Below are 15,185 nucleotides of genomic sequence, written 5' to 3'. Positions count from 1 at the left end.
AAACTAAAACTACTCTGCTGCTGGAGCCTCTACTGCTGCGTCCTCAGCTGGGGTCTCAACGACCTCGGCTGGAGCCTCAACAGGAGCTGCAACTGCCTTGACAGAGTTAGCAAGCTTAGGCTTCTTGGTTGCGTTCTTTGGGGCTACTGGCTCAAGAACAAGCTCGATTAGCGCCAAAGGAGCGTTGTCGCCCTTACGGTAGCCAAGCTTGGTGATGCGGGTGTAGCCACCCTGGCGGTCTGCAACCAACGGTGCGACGTTTGCGAACAGCTCGTGAACAACTGACTTGTCAGTGATCTGCTGCATAACGCGACGACGTGCGTGCAGGTCTCCGCGCTTTGCGAAGGTGACAAGACGCTCAGCAACTGGACGAAGGCGCTTTGCCTTGGTCTCAGTCGTGGTGATCTTGCCGTGCTTGAATAGCGAAGTAGCCATGTTACGAAGCATTAGACGCTCGTGAGCTGGTCCGCCACCTAGACGTGGTCCCTTAGTTGGGGTAGGCATTGATTTCTCCTCTTAGATTTCTGTGATCTGGAGACCGGCTTACGCCTGGTCGTCCTCGTCGTAAGCCGAGCTGAAGTAAGCTGCGTCGAAGCCTGGGACGGCGTCCTTGAACTTTAGTCCCATTGAGGTTAGCTTGTCGCGAACCTCATCTACCGACTTGCTACCGAAGTTGCGGATGTTCATCAACTGGTCTTCTGAAAGACCGATTAGCTCGCTAACGGTGTTGATGCCCTCACGCTTTAGGCAGTTGTATGAACGGACGGTTAGGTCCAGGTCTTCGATAGGCATTGCAAGCTCTGGCGAAAGGCCGGCCTCAACTGGTGCTGGGCCGATCTCGATACCTTCTGCTGCAACGTTTAGCTCGCGCGCAAGACCGAACAACTCAACCAAAGTGCTTCCGGCAGATGCAACAGCATCGCGAGGAGTGATTGATGGCTTGGTCTCAACATCAACAATCAGCTTGTCGAAGTTAGTGAACTCACCGGCACGAGTTGCCTCAACGCGGTAAGAAACCTTTAGAACTGGTGAATAGATTGAGTCGATTGGAATTACACCGGCATCTGCATCTGGGTTGCGGTTCTGAGAAGCCTGAACGTAGCCACGGCCACGCTCGATGGTTAGCTCAACTTCGAACTTTGCCTTTGCGTTGATTGTTGCAATTACCAACTCAGGGTTGTGAACCTCAACACCAGCAGGAACCTGGATGTCAGCAGCGGTCACAACGCCAGCGGTCTGCTTGCGTAGGTGAGCAACAACAGGTGCGTCGTGCTCTGAAGAGACTACGAGGTCCTTGATGTTCAAGATGATCTCGGTGACGTCTTCTTTAACGCCTTCGATGGTGCTGAACTCGTGACGAACACCCTCAATGCGGATGTTGGTAACAGCTGCACCTGGGATAGATGAAAGTAGGGTACGGCGGAGTGAGTTTCCTAGGGTGTAACCGAAGCCAGGCTCTAGAGGCTCTAGAGCAAAGCGTGAACGGTTAGGTGCTAGTACTTCTTCGTGAAGAGTTGGACGCTGTGCAATCAGCACGTTTGGTTCCTTTCAGCTAGACATCCGCTATTTGATGTCTATTTGTTGGGGCCTGATCAGTGGCCACTGTTCAGGTTTGTTGCGAGATTAAAACTGGGCTGAAACCCGCGGTGGGGTTTCTAACTCGGCGTGCAGTTGCCGAAGTTCAGGCAATTGCACACCCAGTCGGATGCGAAACCAAAGGTTAGACGCGGCGACGCTTTGGTGGGCGGCAGCCGTTGTGAGCCTGAGGAGTTACGTCTGAGATTGAACCAACCTCTAGACCTGCAGCCTGAAGTGAACGGATTGCGGTTTCGCGACCTGAGCCTGGGCCCTTCACGAAAACGTCAACCTTCTTTAGGCCGTGCTCCTGTGCCTTACGTGCTGCTGCTTCAGCTGCAAGCTGAGCTGCGAATGGGGTTGACTTACGTGAACCCTTGAAGCCAACATCACCAGATGATGACCATGAGATCACAGCGCCGGTGGCGTCAGTGATTGAAACGATGGTGTTGTTGAAGGTGCTCTTGATGTGGGCCTGGCCTACAACAATGTTCTTCTTCTCTTTGCGGCGTGGCTTGCGAACGCTTGCCTTAGGTGCTGCCATGAGTTTCTCCTAAATTCTTAAGGTTTGTGATGAGGGGCTGCTTAGTGCCTAAGGGCTACTAGCGTGCCGCCTTCTTCTTGCCGGCTACGGTACGCTTTGGACCCTTGCGAGTACGTGCGTTGGTCTTGGTACGCTGACCGCGGACCGGTAGGCCCTTGCGGTGACGGATACCCTCGTATGAGCCGATTTCAACCTTGCGGCGAATGTCTGCTGCAACATCACGGCGGAGGTCACCCTCAACCTTGTAGTTACCTTCGATGTAGTCACGGATAGCGACTAGCTGGTCGTCGGTAAGGTCCTTTACGCGGATGTTCTTGTCAACTTTGGTCTCAGCCAAGATCTGGACTGAGCGAGTACGGCCAATGCCGTAGATGTAGGTAAGTGCGATTTCGACGCGCTTCGCGTCTGGAATATCGGCTCCGGCAACACGTGCCATGGGATTTCTCCTTGTTTGTTTAGAAGGTCTGGAGCAACACATCCGAATCTCACGATTGGGCTCCGGCCTTCTCCGGAGGTAACACCCCGAGGGATGTTGTGCTGCCTTTTTTGTTTTTAGTTATTTAGCCCTGGCGCTGCTTGTGACGTGGGTTGTCGCAGATAACCATGACGCGACCGTGACGACGAATGACCTTGCACTTGTCGCAAATCTTCTTGACGCTTGGGTTTACCTTCATGTCTCTTACTTCTATTAAGGGTTATTGCTAACCGTTTTTATTTGTAGCGATAAATGATGCGGCCACGAGTTAGGTCGTAGGTACTCAACTCAACAATCACGCGGTCCTCTGGGAGGATACGGATGTAGTGCTGACGCATCTTTCCTGAAATGTGGGCAAGGACCTTGTGACCGTTGGTCAACTCAACGCGGAACATTGCGTTCGGAAGAGCTTCGACGACCGAACCTTCGATCTCGATGACACCGTCTTTACTGGCCATAACTCACTTATCTACTTCAAGTTTTTAGTGTTCGGGCGCACGCAAAAGAACCAAATCTTTCGATTAGGGATTGCGTGTAGAAACACCGAAATTCAATCCTATTGGAAATGCGCTGAATTTGGTAATTAAGTTTTCTAAGTAGCCCACCAACAGCGACCGATTTTGGTCTTTAGACCAGTGGAACCGGAACAACACCCAAAGGTGCAAGCTTGGATTTTCCGCCATCCTCGGCAGTCAGCACCCAAATTCCACCCTCGTGAACCGCAACGGTGTGCTCCCAGTGCGATGCATCTGAGGCATCCTTGGTCGATACGGTCCAGCCGTCACTCAGAATCTTGGTGGCAGCGCTGCCAGAAACCACCATCGGTTCAATGGCAACGACTAGGCCAGGAACAACCTTTGGACTCTTGCCGCGAACGCGATAGTTGTATACCGGTGGGTCCTCGTGCATCGATCGACCAATTCCGTGGCCAACGTAATCTTCAAGAATTCCGTAGTCACCCTGGCTCACGATGTAGTCCTCGATGGCCGCACCGACTTCGTTTAGCTCCTTGGCCTTAGCCAAAGCAGCAATACCAACCCAAAGCGACTGCTCAGTGACATCGCTAAGCTTTTGGCGGCTGGCAATAAGCTCTGATTCTTCGGCACCTGGAACGATGACGGTCATGGCTGAATCGCCATTCCACTCGCCAATCTCGGCACCGCAGTCGACTGACAAAATGTCTCCGGCTTGCAGCACACGGTTCGCTGCTGGAATTCCGTGAACGACCTCATCGTTGATTGAGGCACAGATGGTGTGGCTGTAACCAGGTACTAGTTGAAAGTTAGAGTGGCCGCCAAGTTCTTGAATCTTGTCATCGGCAATTTTATCTAGCTCGAGTGTTGTTACCCCCGGGCGAACTGCCGCGCGAACTGCGGCCAGGGCTGCGGCGGTAGCCAATCCGGCCTCGCGCATCATGATGATCTGCTGCGGGGTTTTTAGTTCAAAGCCGTGACGAGCCATTAGTTAGCAGAGTTGCGGGCTTCGAGAGCCTCGAGAATGCGACCGGTTACTTCAGCAACCTCGCCCAAACCATCAACGGTTACTAGCAATCCGCGACCTGCGTAAACATCAGTTAGCGGAGCGGTTTGCTCTGCGTATACCTCAAGGCGTCGGCGGATAACGTCTTCGGTGTCATCGGCGCGACCCTGCTCAATGGCACGGTTTAGCAGACGGCGCACAACTTCATCGGTGTCAGCGGTTAGCTGAACAACCACGTCAAGTTGCTTGCCCTGAGATGCAAGTATGTCGTCAAGTTCTTCAACCTGGTCAGCAGTGCGTGGGTAACCGTCTAGCAGGAAACCCTCAATGGCGTCTGCCTGAGACAAACGGTCGCGAACCAAAGCGTTGGTGAGGCTGTCTGGAACATACTCGCCGCGGTCCATGAAGGCCTTAGCTTGCTTGCCAAGCTCAGTCTCATTCTTCACGTTGTGACGGAAGATGTCGCCGGTAGAAATGGCAGGGATGTTGAACGCAGATGAAAGCTTTTCAGCCTGGGTTCCCTTGCCAGCGCCTGGGGCACCAATCAAGAGTAGGCGGATCACTTCAGAAGACCTTCGTAGTTGCGCTGCTGCATCTGTGCGTTGATCTGCTTCACGGTTTCAAGACCAACACCAACGATGATGAGGATCGAGGTTCCACCGAACGGGAAGTTCTGGTTGGCACCGATGAGTGAGAACGCAATCAATGGAATCAAGGCGATTAGACCAAGGTAGATGGCGCCTGGGAAGGTGATGCGGCTCAACACGAACTCAAGGAATTCGGTAGTTGGACGGCCGGCACGGATACCAGGGATAAAGCCACCGTACTTCTTCATGTTGTCAGCAACCTCGATTGGATCGAAGGTGATGGCTACGTAGAAGTAAGTGAAACCGATGATTAGGAAGAAGTAAAGCGCCATGTATAGCGGGTGGTCGCCCTGGGTTAGGTAGTTAGATACCCAAGTAACCCAGTCAGCTACCTTGCCGTTTGCATCTGGCTGGTTGAACTGAGCAATCAGAGCAGGCAGGTAAAGAAGTGATGACGCGAAGATAACTGGAACAACACCAGCCATGTTCACCTTGATTGGAATGTAGGTGCTCTGGCCACCATAGGTGCGACGGCCAACCATACGCTTTGCGTACTGCACCGGAATGCGGCGCTGTGACTGCTCGACCAGGATAACCAGGCCAACCACAACCACACCAATGGCAAGAACTACAAGCAAGGTCTCAATGCTCTTGGTCTGCGCAATACCAGCAAGTGAAGCTGGGAAGGTAGAAGCAATTGAGGTGAAGATTAGAAGCGACATACCGTTGCCGACGCCGCGCTCAGTGATTAGCTCACCCATCCACATGATCAGACCGGTACCGGCGGTCATGGTTAGAACCATAAGACCAACTGCGATAGGTGATGAGTCCGTGAGGATCGGAAGCACACAGTCTGCGCCGAACAATGCACCCTGGCGAGCAACTGCAATCAAAGTGGTTGACTGCAATACACCGAGAGCGATGGTTAGGTAGCGAGTGTACTGAGTAAGAGTTGCCTGGCCTGAAGCGCCTTCTTTTGAAAGCGCCTCAAAGCGAGGAATTACAACTCGAAGCAACTGGGTGATGATCGAAGCCGTGATGTACGGCATGATTCCCAGCGCAAAGATAGAAAGCTGAAGCAAAGCGCCACCCGAGAACAGGTTGACGAGCTCGTAGAGCCCGCTGGTGTTCTGGGTCTGTGCAAGACACTTTTGCACGTTGCCATAGTCAACGAATGGAGCTGGAATAAACGAGCCCAAACGGAAAATGGCAACGATTGCAAGAGTGAATGCAAGCTTGTTACGGAGATCCGGTGTACGGAATGCACGAACAATAGCGCTAAGCAACTTAAAGCCTCCTGGCTAAATCTTTACTAGTCAGCGACTAGTCGTTGACTGAGCCACCAGCAGCGACGATCTTTGCCTTTGCAGACTCAGATACCTTGTCGACTGTGACATTGAGTTTAACCGAGATGTCGCCGTTTCCTAGGACCTTGACCGGCTCGTTCTTGCGAACGGCGCCCTTGGCTACTAGATCAGCAACAGTAACGGTGCCGCCTGCTGGGAATAGCTCAGCAAGAGTCTCAACGTTTACTACCTGGTATTCAACACGGAATGGGTTCTTGAAACCACGAAGCTTAGGAGTACGCATTACTAGACGCACGCCACCACCCTCGAAGCCAGGGCGAACCTGGTAACGAGCCTTAGTACCCTTGGTACCACGACCTGCGGTCTTACCCTTAGATGCCTCACCACGACCAACACGGGTGCGCTCTTTCTTAGAGCCCGGTGCTGGACGAAGGTGGTGCAGCTTTAGAACATTTGACTTCTCAGCAGCTGGCTTCTCAGCCTTCTTGGCAGCAGCCTTCGGAGCAGCCTTCGGAGCGGCAGCCTTAGCTTCCTTCTCTTCAGCAGCAGCCTTTGCAGGTGCAGCCTTTGGAGCAGCAGCCTTTGCTGGAGCCTTTTCGGCAGCTGGCTTAGCAGCAGCCTTTGGAGCAGCCTTAGCTGCTGGAGCCTTCTTTTCGTCAGCCATTAGTTGATCTCCTCGACCTTAACTAGGTGGGCAACGGTGCGAACCATACCGCGTACTACAAGGCTGTCATCTTTGACAATGATGTCGCCGATGCGCTTTAGTCCGAGACTACGAAGGGTCTCGCGCTGGTTTGGCTTGTTGCCGATTGCACTCTTGATCTGGGTTACCTTGAGACTAGTAGCCATTAGGCACCTGCCTTCTGCTGGCGAAGAAGACCTGCCGGAGCAACTTCTTCAAGCGATAGACCACGACGAGCTGCAACTGCTGCTGGCTCTTCGAGCTGGCGCAGTGCCTCGATGGTGGCGTGAACGATGTTGATGGTGTTTGAAGATCCCAATGACTTTGAAAGTACATCGTGGATACCTGCACACTCAAGCACTGCACGTACTGGACCACCGGCGATAACACCGGTACCCGCAGCAGCTGGGCGAAGTAGAACTACACCTGCAGCTGCCTCGCCCTGGACTGGGTGAGGAATGGTGCTTGCGATGCGTGGGACGCGGAAGAAGTTCTTCTTTGCCTCTTCTACACCCTTAGCGATTGCTGACGGAACTTCCTTAGATTTTCCGTAACCAACGCCAACTAGACCATTGCCGTCACCGACAACTACTAGTGCGGTGAAGCTGAAGCGACGACCACCCTTGACCACCTTTGAAACACGGTTGATGGTTACAACGCGCTCTAGGAATGGGCTCTTCTCGGTCTCGCGCTCACGACGGTCACCACGAGGTGCACGGTCGCGTGAACCACGGCGAGCTTCGCGCTCGTTTGGCTCTACGGTCTCTGTGGCAACAGCTGTTGCTGCTGCGTCAGTAGTCTCAGTAGACAACTTTTGCTCCTTGTTATCAGCCATTAGAGGACCAACCCACCTTCACGTGCGCCATCAGCGATAGCTGCGATACGACCTGCGTACTTGTTACCACCGCGGTCGAATACAACCTCAGAGATGCCGGCCTTCTTTGCGCGCTCAGCGATTAGCAGACCAACTGCCTTTGACTTTGCGCTCTTGTCGTCAGCTGACTGACGGAAGTTAGCTTCCATGGTCGAAGCTGAAACCAAGGTGATGCCCTTGGTGTCATCTACAACCTGGACGAATACGTGACGTGCTGAGCGGTTAACAACTAGGCGTGGACGAAGTGCGTCACCCTTGATCTTCTTACGAAGACGAAGGTGGCGACGAGTACGTGCAGCGCTCTTGCTCTTGCCGCGAGTCTTAGGAATGAGACCCATGTTTACTTACCAGCCTTTCCGGCCTTGCGACGAACAACCTCGCCTGCGTAACGAACACCCTTGCCCTTGTATGGCTCTGGCTTACGTAGCTTGCGTAGGTTAGCGGCAACCTCACCAACGACCTGCTTGTCAATTCCTGACACAGAGATCTTGGTGTTGCCCTCTACGGTGAAAGTGATGCCCTGAGGTGGCTGGACCAGGATTGGGTGTGAGTAGCCAAGAGCAAACTCAACGTCTGAACCCTTTGCAGTCACACGGTAACCGGTACCGACGATCTCAAGTGCCTTGGTGAAACCGTTGGTTACACCCTCGATGTTGTTAGCAATCAATGTGCGGCTCAGACCGTGAAGTGAACGAGAGGTACGCTCGTCGTCTGGACGGGTGACAACAACGTTGCCATCTTCTAGTGCAACAGTGATCGGAGCTGCAACTACGTGAGACAAGGTGCCCTTAGGGCCCTTTACCTCAACGGTGTTGCCGTCAATCTTTACTTCGACTCCAGCTGGAACTGGAATCGGCAATCTACCAATACGTGACATGTGTGATTACCAAACGTAGGCGAGAACTTCCCCACCTACTCCTTTCTTGGCAGCCTGACGGTCAGTTAGTAGACCTGATGAAGTTGAAAGGATAGCGATACCCAAACCACCAAGAACGCGAGGAAGCTCGGTGCTCTTTGCGTAAACGCGAAGACCTGGCTTTGAAACACGCTTGATGCCAGCGATTGAACGCTCGCGGTTAGGGCCGTACTTTAGCTCGACGGTCAAAGTCTTACCGACTTCGGCGTCTTCTACCTTAACGCTTGCAACGTAACCCTCTGACTTGAGGATGTCTGCGATGTTGGCCTTTAGCTTGCTGTAAGGCAAGCTAACTGACTCGTGGTACGCAGAGTTACCGTTGCGCAGCCGGGTCAGAAAGTCTGCAACCGGATCTGTCATTGTCATTTATTTGTTTCCATTTCCTCGGAGGTTTCCAGGCCGTTTACAAGCGGCTGGACCTTCCCGATTTATTCGTTGGTCTTGAACGGGAAGCCAAGTGCCTTTAGAAGCGCGCGGCCTTCATCGTTGTTCTTTGCGGTGGTAACGACAGTGATGTCCATACCGCGTGGGCGGTCAACCTTGTCCTGGTCGATTTCGTGGAACAGAGTCTGCTCCTGAAGACCGAAGGTGTAGTTTCCGTTACCGTCGAACTGCTGGTCGCTCAAGCCGCGGAAGTCGCGAACACGAGGAAGAGCAAGGTTCAATAGACGGTCTAGGAATTCCCACATGCGGTCGCCACGAAGGGTAACGTGTGCACCAATTGCCTGGCCCTCACGAAGCTTGAACTGCGCAATTGACTTGCGAGCCAAGTTAACCTGTGGCTTCTGACCGGTGATTGCTGTTAGGTCGCGGATTGCGCCGTCGATTAGCTTGCCATCCTTGGCAGCGTCACCAACACCCATGTTTACAACAATCTTGGTTAGGTTTGGGATCTGGTGAGGGTTGGTTAGACCAAATTCCTTTGCCAGAGCAGCAGCGATGTCTGCGCGGTACTTTGCCTTTAGACGTGGAAGCGCCTTAGCTGGAGTCTTAGTAGTAGCCATTATTAGATGTCCTTACCTGACTTCTTCGCAACGCGAACACGAACAGTCTTCTTAACGCCGCTGATGGTCTTGGTGTCAAGACGTGAACCAATGCGGGTTGGCTTCTTGGTTGATGGGTCAACTAGAGCCACGTTTGAAATGTGAATCGGAGCCTCAGCAACCTCAATGCCACCAGTCTTGGTGCCACGGTCGGTCTGGCCAACCTTGACGTGCTTGGTAACCATGTTGATGCCCTCTACGAGCACGCGGTTGGTCTCCTTGTTTACAGATAGAACAACGCCCTGCTTACCGCGGTCGCCACCCTTGTCCTGCTTGCGTCCGGTGATGACCTGTACCAGGTCGCCCTTCTTGATGGTCGCCATAATTAAATTACCTCCGGTGCTAGCGAGATGATCTTCATGAACTTCTTGTCACGAAGCTCGCGGCCAACTGGACCAAAGATGCGGGTACCCTGAGGCTCGCCGTCCTTCTTGATGATCACTGCAGCGTTCTCGTCGAACTTGATGTAAGAACCATCTGGACGACGGGTCTCCTTCTTGGTGCGCACGATGACAGCCTTAACGACGTCACCCTTCTTGACGTTACCGCCAGGAATTGCGTCCTTTACGGTGGCGACTACTAGGTCGCCTAGTCCCGCGTAGCGGCGCTTTGAGCCGCCAAGCACACGGATAACCAAGATTTCTTTGGCGCCGGTGTTGTCGGCAACCTTACATCTGGATTCCTGTTGAAGCATTTTTTACTCCTTGTTATACGACTTCCCATTACCGACGGGATGTCGAGGGGTGATTACTTGGCCTTTTCGACGATTTCGACTAGGCGCCAGTTCTTGGTTGCTGATAGTGGACGGGTCTCGCTGATTACTACGAGGTCGCCGATACCAGCTGAGTTGGTCTCATCGTGAGCCTTGACCTTGGTTGAGCGGCGGATAACCTTGCCGTAAAGCGGGTGCTTTACGCGGTCTTCTACCTCTACAACGATGGTCTTGTCCATCTTGTCGCTAACTACGTAGCCACGACGGGTCTTGCGGTAACCGCGACCCTCGGTAGCTGGAGCAGCTTCTACAGTCTTCTTGTCAGCCATTGTTATGCCTCCTCGGTGGCAGCTGCGTCTGCAGCCTTCTTAGCCTTGGTAGCTGGCTTGGCAGCTGCAGCTGGAACTGCACGAATACCTAGCTCACGCTCACGGATGATGGTGTAGATGCGAGCGATGTCACGCTTGACTGCACGTAGACGACCGTGGCTTTCTAGCTGGCCAGTGGCCGACTGAAAACGTAGGTTGAAAAGCTCTTCACGAGCCTTCTTTAGCTCTTCTACCAATACTGAATCTTCGATCTTGTCGAGTTCAGCTGGGTTTAGGTTCTTTGAACCGATCGCCATTATGCGTCACCTTCTTCACGCTTGATGATGCGTGCCTTTAGAGGCAGCTTGTGGATTGCGCGGGTCATTGCTTCACGAGCAAGTTCTTCGCTTACGCCTGAAACTTCGAAAAGTACGCGGCCTGGCTTGACGTTAGCTACCCACCACTCCGGTGAACCCTTACCTGAACCCATGCGGGTTTCAGCAGGCTTCTTGGTTAGCGGACGGTCAGGGAAGATGTTGATCCACACCTTTCCACCACGCTTGATGTGACGGGTCATTGCGATACGAGCAGACTCGATCTGACGGTTGGTTACGTATGCAGGGGTTAGAGCCTGGATACCGTACTCACCGAATGCAACGGTAGTACCGCCGGTAGCGTGACCCGAACGCTTCGGGTGGTGCTGCTTGCGGTGCTTTACGCGACGAGGAATCAACATGATTAAGCCTCAACCTTCTCTGCTACTGGAGCAGCGACAGGTGCCTCTGCAGCTGGGCTACGACGTGGGCGCTCCTGGCGCTTCGGTGCGTTTGCCTGCTGAACAGCTAGCTCCTTGTTGGTGATGTCACCCTTGTAGATCCATACCTTTACACCGATGCGACCGAAAACAGTCTTAGCTTCGTAGAAGCCGTAGTCGATGTTGGCACGAAGGGTGTGTAGTGGCACACGGCCTTCACGGTAGAACTCGGTACGAGACATTTCTGCTCCACCAAGACGACCTGAACACTGAACACGGATACCCTTTGCGCCCTGGCGAAGTGCACCCTGCATACCCTTACGCATTGCGCGGCGGAAAGCCACACGTGCGTTTAGCTGCTCAGCAATACCCTGTGCAACTAGCTGTGCATCCATGTCTGGGTTCTTGACCTCAAGGATGTTTAGCTGGATCTGCTTACCGGTTAGCTTCTCTAGGTCAGCGCGGATAGCCTCTGCCTCTGCACCGCGGCGACCGATTACTAGGCCTGGGCGTGCAGTGTGGATGTCAACGCGGACGCGGTCACGGGTGCGCTCGATCTCAACGCGAGACACGCCTGCGCGGTCTAGACGTGAGGTCAAAAGTGCACGAACCTTGATGTCCTCGGTTACGTAGTCCTGGTAACGCTGTCCCTTTTTGGTTGAGTCAGCGAACCAACGCGATACGTGATCGGTGGTGATTCCTAGACGGAAACCGTATGGGTTTACTTTTTGACCCATTAGTTGCCACCTTTCTTAGCGGTTGACTTGCTAGCAAGCTCATCTGGGGTTGCAACCACAATGGTGATGTGGCTGGTGCGCTTCAAGATCTGGAATGCGCGACCCTGTGCACGCGGCTGGAACCGCTTCAGGGTGGTGCCCTCGTCTACGAACGCCTGTGAAACGAACAAGTCGTCTTCGTTTAGGAAGGTGTTGCTTGCATCGGCCTTAACCTTTGCGTTTGCAACAGCTGCCTGAACCAACTTGAATACTGGCTCGCTGGCTGCCTGAGGTGCGAACTTCAGGATTGCCATGGCTTCTGAGGCCTGCTTGCCGCGGATCAGGTTAACGACGCGACGAGCCTTCATTGGGGTCACACGGATGTGCTTGACCTTTGCTACAGCTTCCATTACTTGCGACGTCCCTTCTTGTCATCCTTCACGTGACCACGGAAGGTGCGGGTAGGTGAGAATTCGCCAAGCTTGTGACCAACCATGGTCTCGGTGACGAAAACTGGTACGTGCTTGCGACCGTCGTGCACTGCAATGGTGTGGCCCAGCATGGCTGGAACAATCATTGAGCGGCGAGACCAGGTCTTGATCACGTTCTTGGTGCCAGCCTCATTCTGCTTGGCGACCTTCTGGAATAGGTGGTCGTCAACGAATGGACCCTTTTTCAAACTACGTGGCATTTGTTTTCAGACTCCTATTAACGCTTCTTGCCGACGTTACGACGACGGACGATTAGCTTGTCGGATGGAAGGTTTGGCTTACGGGTACGACCCTCAGCCTGACCCCAAGGGGTTACTGGGTGACGACCACCAGAGGTCTTACCTTCACCACCACCGTGTGGGTGGTCAACTGGGTTCATAGCTACACCACGAACGGTTGGGCGCTTGCCCTTCCAACGCATACGGCCAGCTTTACCCCAGTTGATGTTTGACTGCTCGGCGTTGCCGACCTCACCAACGGTTGCACGGCAGCGAGCGTCTACGTTACGGATTTCACCTGAAGGTAGACGAAGCTGTGCGTATGGTCCATCTTTTGCAACTAGACGAACAGAAGCACCGGCTGAACGTGCCATCTTGGCACCGCCGCCTGGCTTTAGCTCGATAGCGTGCACAACGGTACCAACTGGAATGTTCTTCAATGGAAGAGCGTTTCCTGGCTTGATGTCCGCTGCTGGACCCTGCTCAATGCGGTCGCCCTGCTTTAGCTTGTTCGGCGCAATGATGTAACGCTTCTCACCATCTGCGTAGTGCAGAAGGGCGATGTTAGCGGTACGGTTCGGGTCGTACTCGATGTGAGCAACGGTAGCTGGAACGCCATCCTTGTCGTGACGACGGAAGTCGATGACACGGTACTGACGCTTGTGGCCACCACCGATGTGACGGGTAGTGATGCGACCAGCTGAGTTACGGCCACCAGTCTTGCTTAGTGGGCGTAGCAACGACTTCTCTGGAGTCGAGCGAGTGATCTCAGCAAAGTCTGAGACCGAAGAGCCACGACGACCTGGGGTCGTTGGCTTGTATTTACGAATAGCCATTTGTAGGTTCCTCTCGCCTAACCGACGTTGTTGAAGATGTCGATAGAGCCGGACTTTAGGGTAACGATGGCGCGCTTGGTGTCCTTGCGCTTGCCCACACCGAACTTGGTACGGCGGGTCTTGCCAACGCGGTTAAGAGTGTTGACCGAAGCAACCTTTACACCGAAGATAACCTCGATGGCCTGCTTGATCTCAGTCTTGTTCGAACGTGGGTCTACCTCGAAGGTGTACTTTCCGTTGTCGATCAAGTTGTAGCTCTTCTCAGAAACTACCGGCTTGATGATGACCTCGCGTGGGTCCTTGTTGATCGCAGTCATGACTATGCCTCCTTGGCGGCCTCTGCTGAGGTAGCAACAGCCTTAGCTGAGGTACCCTTCGCTGGACCTGCGATGTAAGCGTCAAGTGCGGCCTTGGTGAATACCAAGTCGTCGCTCAACAGGATGTCGTAAGCGTTTAGCTGGTCAACTGGAAGAACGTGAACGTTCTGTAGGTTGCGCAAGCTCTTGTAGCTGTTGTCGTCGGTGCGGTCAAGAACCACTAGCACGTTGCGGCGCTGGGTTAGTGACAACAGGATTGACGCTGCAGCCTTGGTTGACGGGGTCGAACCAATTGCGAACTCGTTGATGATGTGTAGGCGGCCGTTACGAGCGCGGTCTGAAACTGCACCGCGAACTGCTGCTGCCTTCATCTTCTTAGGAGTGCGCTGGTCGTAGTCACGAGGCTTTGGACCGTGTGAGATGTAACCGCCACGCATCTGAGGAGCACGCATCGAACCCTGACGAGCACGACCGGTTCCCTTCTGCTTGAAAGGCTTCTTACCGGTTCCAGAAACCTCGCCGTGACGCTTGGTTGACTGGGTGCCCTGACGAGCAGCAGCAAGCTGTGCAACTACAACCTGGTGTAGTAGCGGAACGTTTGTCTGAGCGTCGAATAGGTCGCCAGGAAGCTCAACTGAGCCAGCCTTCTTACCTGCAACGTCAAGAACGTCTACCTTTGTGGTTTCAGCCATTCTGGTTACGCTCCCTTCACAGCGTTGCGGACGAATACAAGCTGGCCCTTAGGACCAGGGATTGCGCCCTTGATGATCAATAGACCCTTTTCAGCATCAACTGCGTGAAGGGTTAGGTTCAAAGTGGTTACGCGGTCAGTACCCATGCGACCAGCCATACGGGTTCCCTTGAAAACACGTGATGGAGTCGATGATGCACCGATCGAACCAGGCTTACGGTGGTTGCGGTGAGCACCGTGAGATGCACCTACACCCGAGAAGCCGTGGCGCTTCATGTGACCGGCGAAGCCCTTACCCTTTGAGGTACCTACGACGTCGACCTTTGAGCCAACCTCTAGTACCTCAACACCTAGCTCCTGACCAACGGTGTAGTCAGCTGCGTCTGAGGTGCGGATCTCGGCGATGTGACGACGAGGAGTAACGCCAGCCTTTGCGAAGTGACCGCCGATTGGCTGGTTTACCTTGCGTGGGTCGATGGCGCCGTATGCGACCTGGATAGCAACGTAGCCATCGGTCTCTGCGTTCTTGATCTGGGTGACAACGTTCGAGCCAGCCTCAACTACGGTGACAGGAACAAGCTTGTTGTTCTCGTCCCATACCTGAGTCATGCCGAGCTTCTTGCCCAGAAGTCCCTTAACGGTTCTATTGGTAGACATGAT

Annotated in this window: 28 protein-coding genes; all 28 read right to left on the bottom strand. The window is 53.8% G+C overall.

From position 1 onward, the window contains the following. Window positions 1-9 precede the first annotated feature (9 nt). The gene (rplQ, locus tag FFA38_RS00960) at window positions 10-504 is read right to left on the bottom strand and encodes a 50S ribosomal protein L17 (RefSeq protein ID WP_138315169.1); all 495 of its coding nucleotides are present in this window, start codon (window positions 502-504) and stop codon (window positions 10-12) included. 39 nt (window positions 505-543) lie between these two features. Further along, complete coding sequence (locus FFA38_RS00955; protein WP_138274954.1) at window positions 544-1,536, bottom strand: DNA-directed RNA polymerase subunit alpha; 993 nt, start codon at window positions 1,534-1,536, stop codon at window positions 544-546. A gap of 184 nt (window positions 1,537-1,720) precedes the next feature. Beyond that, complete coding sequence (gene rpsK / locus FFA38_RS00950) at window positions 1,721-2,119, bottom strand: 30S ribosomal protein S11 (RefSeq protein ID WP_138274953.1); 399 nt, start codon at window positions 2,117-2,119, stop codon at window positions 1,721-1,723. 58 nt (window positions 2,120-2,177) lie between these two features. Further along, window positions 2,178-2,555, bottom strand: coding sequence for a 30S ribosomal protein S13 (rpsM, locus tag FFA38_RS00945; protein WP_138274952.1), 378 nt, complete (start codon window positions 2,553-2,555; stop codon window positions 2,178-2,180). A gap of 124 nt (window positions 2,556-2,679) precedes the next feature. Beyond that, on the bottom strand, window positions 2,680-2,793 hold the full coding sequence (gene rpmJ, locus FFA38_RS00940) for a 50S ribosomal protein L36 (RefSeq protein ID WP_038503151.1): 114 nt from the start codon (window positions 2,791-2,793) through the stop codon (window positions 2,680-2,682). A 37-nt stretch (window positions 2,794-2,830) separates the two neighbouring features. Beyond that, the gene (gene infA, locus FFA38_RS00935) at window positions 2,831-3,052 is read right to left on the bottom strand and encodes a translation initiation factor IF-1 (protein WP_138274951.1); all 222 of its coding nucleotides are present in this window, start codon (window positions 3,050-3,052) and stop codon (window positions 2,831-2,833) included. A gap of 169 nt (window positions 3,053-3,221) precedes the next feature. After that, entirely contained in the window at window positions 3,222-4,055 is an 834-nt protein-coding gene (gene map / locus FFA38_RS00930) for a type I methionyl aminopeptidase (protein ID WP_138315167.1), read from the bottom strand. Then, window positions 4,055-4,636 (bottom strand): adenylate kinase, encoded by a 582-nt coding sequence (locus FFA38_RS00925; protein WP_138274949.1) that lies wholly within the window; start codon window positions 4,634-4,636, stop codon window positions 4,055-4,057. Before FFA38_RS00925 ends, map begins: the two co-directional genes overlap by 1 nt. Next, the gene (gene secY, locus FFA38_RS00920; RefSeq protein WP_138274948.1) at window positions 4,633-5,946 is read right to left on the bottom strand and encodes a preprotein translocase subunit SecY; all 1,314 of its coding nucleotides are present in this window, start codon (window positions 5,944-5,946) and stop codon (window positions 4,633-4,635) included. Before secY ends, FFA38_RS00925 begins: the two co-directional genes overlap by 4 nt. A 37-nt stretch (window positions 5,947-5,983) precedes the next feature. Beyond that, window positions 5,984-6,631 (bottom strand): 50S ribosomal protein L15, encoded by a 648-nt coding sequence (gene rplO / locus FFA38_RS00915; protein WP_138315165.1) that lies wholly within the window; start codon window positions 6,629-6,631, stop codon window positions 5,984-5,986. Next, entirely contained in the window at window positions 6,631-6,816 is a 186-nt protein-coding gene (rpmD, locus tag FFA38_RS00910; protein WP_138274946.1) for a 50S ribosomal protein L30, read from the bottom strand. Before rpmD ends, rplO begins: the two co-directional genes overlap by 1 nt. Continuing rightward, window positions 6,816-7,484, bottom strand: a complete 669-nt coding sequence (rpsE, locus tag FFA38_RS00905) for a 30S ribosomal protein S5 (RefSeq protein WP_138274945.1) — start codon at window positions 7,482-7,484, stop codon at window positions 6,816-6,818. Before rpsE ends, rpmD begins: the two co-directional genes overlap by 1 nt. Next, window positions 7,484-7,861: a 50S ribosomal protein L18 gene (gene rplR / locus FFA38_RS00900; RefSeq protein ID WP_138274944.1), complete on the bottom strand. Its 378-nt coding sequence runs from the start codon at window positions 7,859-7,861 to the stop codon at window positions 7,484-7,486. Before rplR ends, rpsE begins: the two co-directional genes overlap by 1 nt. A 2-nt stretch (window positions 7,862-7,863) precedes the next feature. Then, on the bottom strand, window positions 7,864-8,400 hold the full coding sequence (rplF, locus tag FFA38_RS00895) for a 50S ribosomal protein L6 (protein WP_138274943.1): 537 nt from the start codon (window positions 8,398-8,400) through the stop codon (window positions 7,864-7,866). A gap of 6 nt (window positions 8,401-8,406) precedes the next feature. Continuing rightward, window positions 8,407-8,805 carry a 30S ribosomal protein S8 gene (gene rpsH / locus FFA38_RS00890; RefSeq protein WP_138274942.1) on the bottom strand — a complete coding sequence of 133 codons (399 nt, stop codon included), beginning with the start codon at window positions 8,803-8,805 and terminating at the stop codon, window positions 8,407-8,409. Window positions 8,806-8,867: 62 nt separating this feature from the next. Continuing rightward, the gene (rplE, locus tag FFA38_RS00885) at window positions 8,868-9,443 is read right to left on the bottom strand and encodes a 50S ribosomal protein L5 (RefSeq protein WP_138274941.1); all 576 of its coding nucleotides are present in this window, start codon (window positions 9,441-9,443) and stop codon (window positions 8,868-8,870) included. A gap of 2 nt (window positions 9,444-9,445) precedes the next feature. Then, complete coding sequence (gene rplX / locus FFA38_RS00880; RefSeq protein ID WP_138274940.1) at window positions 9,446-9,805, bottom strand: 50S ribosomal protein L24; 360 nt, start codon at window positions 9,803-9,805, stop codon at window positions 9,446-9,448. A gap of 2 nt (window positions 9,806-9,807) precedes the next feature. Continuing rightward, on the bottom strand, window positions 9,808-10,176 hold the full coding sequence (gene rplN / locus FFA38_RS00875; RefSeq protein WP_138274939.1) for a 50S ribosomal protein L14: 369 nt from the start codon (window positions 10,174-10,176) through the stop codon (window positions 9,808-9,810). A 53-nt stretch (window positions 10,177-10,229) separates the two neighbouring features. Continuing rightward, on the bottom strand, window positions 10,230-10,523 hold the full coding sequence (gene rpsQ / locus FFA38_RS00870) for a 30S ribosomal protein S17 (protein ID WP_138274938.1): 294 nt from the start codon (window positions 10,521-10,523) through the stop codon (window positions 10,230-10,232). Between the two features lie 2 nt (window positions 10,524-10,525). After that, window positions 10,526-10,819 carry a 50S ribosomal protein L29 gene (rpmC, locus tag FFA38_RS00865; protein WP_138274937.1) on the bottom strand — a complete coding sequence of 98 codons (294 nt, stop codon included), beginning with the start codon at window positions 10,817-10,819 and terminating at the stop codon, window positions 10,526-10,528. After that, on the bottom strand, window positions 10,819-11,238 hold the full coding sequence (gene rplP, locus FFA38_RS00860; protein WP_138274936.1) for a 50S ribosomal protein L16: 420 nt from the start codon (window positions 11,236-11,238) through the stop codon (window positions 10,819-10,821). The genes rpmC and rplP overlap by 1 nt, the downstream gene beginning before the upstream one ends. Before the next feature lie 2 nt (window positions 11,239-11,240). Further along, complete coding sequence (gene rpsC, locus FFA38_RS00855; protein ID WP_138274935.1) at window positions 11,241-11,993, bottom strand: 30S ribosomal protein S3; 753 nt, start codon at window positions 11,991-11,993, stop codon at window positions 11,241-11,243. Beyond that, window positions 11,993-12,382 carry a 50S ribosomal protein L22 gene (gene rplV / locus FFA38_RS00850; RefSeq protein WP_138274934.1) on the bottom strand — a complete coding sequence of 130 codons (390 nt, stop codon included), beginning with the start codon at window positions 12,380-12,382 and terminating at the stop codon, window positions 11,993-11,995. Before rplV ends, rpsC begins: the two co-directional genes overlap by 1 nt. Beyond that, window positions 12,382-12,663 (bottom strand): 30S ribosomal protein S19, encoded by a 282-nt coding sequence (gene rpsS / locus FFA38_RS00845; RefSeq protein WP_138274933.1) that lies wholly within the window; start codon window positions 12,661-12,663, stop codon window positions 12,382-12,384. Before rpsS ends, rplV begins: the two co-directional genes overlap by 1 nt. A 17-nt stretch (window positions 12,664-12,680) precedes the next feature. Beyond that, window positions 12,681-13,517 (bottom strand): 50S ribosomal protein L2, encoded by an 837-nt coding sequence (rplB, locus tag FFA38_RS00840; RefSeq protein WP_138274932.1) that lies wholly within the window; start codon window positions 13,515-13,517, stop codon window positions 12,681-12,683. Window positions 13,518-13,534: 17 nt separating this feature from the next. Continuing rightward, the gene (rplW, locus tag FFA38_RS00835; protein ID WP_138274931.1) at window positions 13,535-13,834 is read right to left on the bottom strand and encodes a 50S ribosomal protein L23; all 300 of its coding nucleotides are present in this window, start codon (window positions 13,832-13,834) and stop codon (window positions 13,535-13,537) included. 2 nt (window positions 13,835-13,836) lie between these two features. After that, window positions 13,837-14,526, bottom strand: a complete 690-nt coding sequence (rplD, locus tag FFA38_RS00830) for a 50S ribosomal protein L4 (protein ID WP_138274930.1) — start codon at window positions 14,524-14,526, stop codon at window positions 13,837-13,839. A 5-nt stretch (window positions 14,527-14,531) separates the two neighbouring features. Further along, entirely contained in the window at window positions 14,532-15,182 is a 651-nt protein-coding gene (gene rplC / locus FFA38_RS00825; protein WP_138274929.1) for a 50S ribosomal protein L3, read from the bottom strand. Window positions 15,183-15,185 lie beyond the last annotated feature (3 nt).

Source organism: Rhodoluna limnophila (assembly GCF_005845365.1).
Classification (GTDB): domain Bacteria; phylum Actinomycetota; class Actinomycetes; order Actinomycetales; family Microbacteriaceae; genus Rhodoluna; species Rhodoluna limnophila.
This window is presented reverse-complemented; position numbering and strand designations above follow the sequence as displayed.